The 2,466-nt window shown below is 72.1% G+C and carries 3 protein-coding genes; 1 reads left to right on the forward strand and 2 read right to left on the reverse strand.

The window, feature by feature from the left end:
• On the reverse strand, nucleotides 1-735 hold a 735-nt coding region (locus tag ACOJUF_RS16510), incomplete at its 3' end, for a hypothetical protein (protein ID WP_420122917.1).
• A gap of 77 nt (nucleotides 736-812) precedes the next feature.
• Nucleotides 813-1,409: a hypothetical protein gene (locus ACOJUF_RS16515; protein WP_420122918.1), complete on the reverse strand. Its 597-nt coding sequence runs from the start codon at nucleotides 1,407-1,409 to the stop codon at nucleotides 813-815.
• A gap of 317 nt (nucleotides 1,410-1,726) precedes the next feature.
• On the opposite strand from ACOJUF_RS16515, the gene ACOJUF_RS16520 reads away from it, so the two are divergent.
• Nucleotides 1,727-2,466: hydroxyacid dehydrogenase (locus ACOJUF_RS16520; RefSeq protein ID WP_420122919.1), on the forward strand; the 740-nt coding region annotated here is incomplete at its 3' end.

Below are 2,466 nucleotides of genomic sequence, written 5' to 3' on the forward strand. Positions count from 1 at the left end.
CGAGCGGAACCAGGCCCGCGACTGGCTGTTGAGCATGAACACCACGATCAGCACCGGCACGACGACGCCGAGCAGGTAGCTGATGCCGAACGCGCCGGAGACGATCAGCCCGACGATGGCCAGGACCGCGTACAGCGCGCACGCGATGACCAGGATCTGGCCGTTCTTTCCATTGATGGCGGTGACGCCGCCGGCGATCAGCAGCGCGGCCACCACGATCAGGCCGATGGTGATGACGATGAGGAACGTGCCGGCCCCGCTGACCGCGTTGCAGGCGTCCCGGGTGTCCGAGTCGTACAGGTAGGTCGAGTTCGAGTCGCACACCGCGCTGCTCGCCGCGCTCAGCACGCTGCCCGCGAACAGCGCGATGACCGACCAGAACAGGCCGAGGCCGCCCCAGACGAACGCCAGCACGGCCGCCGCCGTGACCATGCCGGGCCGCCCGGACTTGGCCGGCTGGCCGTAGCCGGGGTAGCCGGCCGCGTACTGCGGCGGCGGGTACTGGCCGTACCCGCCGGGTTGCCCCGGCGGCGGCTGCTGGCCGAACGCCGGCTGCTGGGGGTAGCCGGGCTGCTGGAAGCCGCCCGACGGGTATCCGGATCCGGGCTGCTGGAACCCGCCCGACGGGTATCCGGGTTGCTGGAAGCCCCCGGACGGGTAGCCGCCCGGCTGGTACCCGGGGGGCTGGCCGCCGGGCTGGGCGTAGGGGTCCTGGGGGTTGCCGGGGTAGCTCATGGCCGCGGCCTCGTCTCTTCGTGCTGTCGCTGGGTGATGTCGGCGCGGATCCGGTGCTGGCGATCGGCCGGTGCGGATCAGAAGGAGGGCGCGCCGCGGCCCTTGAACCAGGCCTTGCTCACCGGCTGCAGCAGCAGCGCGATGATCGCGCCGGAGATCGCCAGGCTGATCAGGGTGCCGGCGCTGAAGTCGCTGAGCAGGCTGATCAGCTGCAGGACGGCGGCCACGATCGCGACGATGGTCAGGATCTTGGCGTTCTTGCCCTGCAGCGCCATCAGGCCGGACCAGATGTAGAGCGCGCCGACGGCGAGCACCAGGATGGAGATCACGATGACCACGCCGCCCAGCCCGCCGACGTAGCCGGTGAGCGCGCTGCCGGCGAACAGCGCCAGCAGTCCGATCAGGATGGACAGGCCGCCGACGACGAACGCGAGCACGGCCGCCGCCGTGACCATGCCCGGCCGGGCGGCCGGCGCGGCACCGTAGGCGCCGGCGGGCGGGTAGCCGGGCGCACCGTAGGGCTGGCTCGGGTACTGGCCGGCCGGCGGGTACTGCCCCGCGGGCGGGTAACCGCCGGCCGGCTGGTACTGGTTGCCGGCGCCCGCCGGATCCGGCTGGCTCGGGGTCGCGTACGGGTCGTTGCCGGGGCCGTTGTAGCCGGAGGGTGTGCTCATGGGGGGATCCGTTCTGTCGGAGCGCCGGTCGACCCGGTGTCGACCACGATGCACGCCAAGGACGATAACGCTGTGCGTCACCTGGAAGAACGATTTGAAATCGACTTGATACCGCCATCGGTGTGAATCACTCGGGCGCGTGCGGTGACCGCGCGACGTAGCCGGTTCCGGATGCCGCTAGCATGATTGCCCGGACCATGGCGGGCCTTTTTCCGGCGCCGCCGTGCGTGTCCGCCAGTGCGTGGTACCGACCAGCGTCGTTCGGGCATCGGGCGACAGGGGCGGACGCCAACCCCGACCGTGGAGATGAACAAGCCGTGCCCAAGCCCGTCGTCCTGATTGCCGAGCAACTGGCCCCCGCGGCCGTCGACCTGCTGGGGAGCGAGGTCGAGATCCGCCACGTGGACGGGGCGGATCGGGGTGCCCTGCTGCCCGCGCTGAAGGAGGCCGACGCCGTCCTGATCCGCTCGGCCACCCGGATCGACGCCGAGGCGCTGGCCGCCGCGCCGCAGTTGAAGGTGGTCGCCCGCGCCGGCATCGGCCTGGACAACGTGGACGTGCCGGCCGCGACCGCCAAGGGCGTGCTGGTGGTCAACGCGCCGCAGTCCAACATCATCACCGCCGCCGAGCACGCCGTGGCGCTGCTGCTGTCGGTCGCCCGCCGGGTGCCCGCCGCGGACGCGTCCATGCGGGCCGGCGACTGGAAGCGCAGCAAGTTCACCGGCGTCGAGATCGCCGACAAGACGGTCGGCGTGGTCGGCCTGGGCCGCATCGGCCAGCTGTTCGCGGCCCGGATCGCCGCGTTCGGCACCACCGTCATCGCCTTCGACCCCTACCTGCAGCCGGCCCGGGCCGCGGCGCTGGGCGTGCGGCTGGTCGATCTGCCCACGTTGCTCGCGACCGCCGACATCATCTCCATCCACCTGCCGCGGACGCCGGAGACCCTGGGCCTGATCGGCGCCGCCGAGCTGGCCACGGTCAAGCCCGGCGTGATCATCGTCAACGCCGCGCGCGGCGGGCTGATCGACGAGCGGGCGCTGGCCGACGCGCTCACCGA

The organism is Nakamurella sp. (genome assembly GCF_048594475.1).
In the GTDB taxonomy this organism is placed as follows: Bacteria; Actinomycetota; Actinomycetes; order Mycobacteriales; family Nakamurellaceae; genus Nakamurella.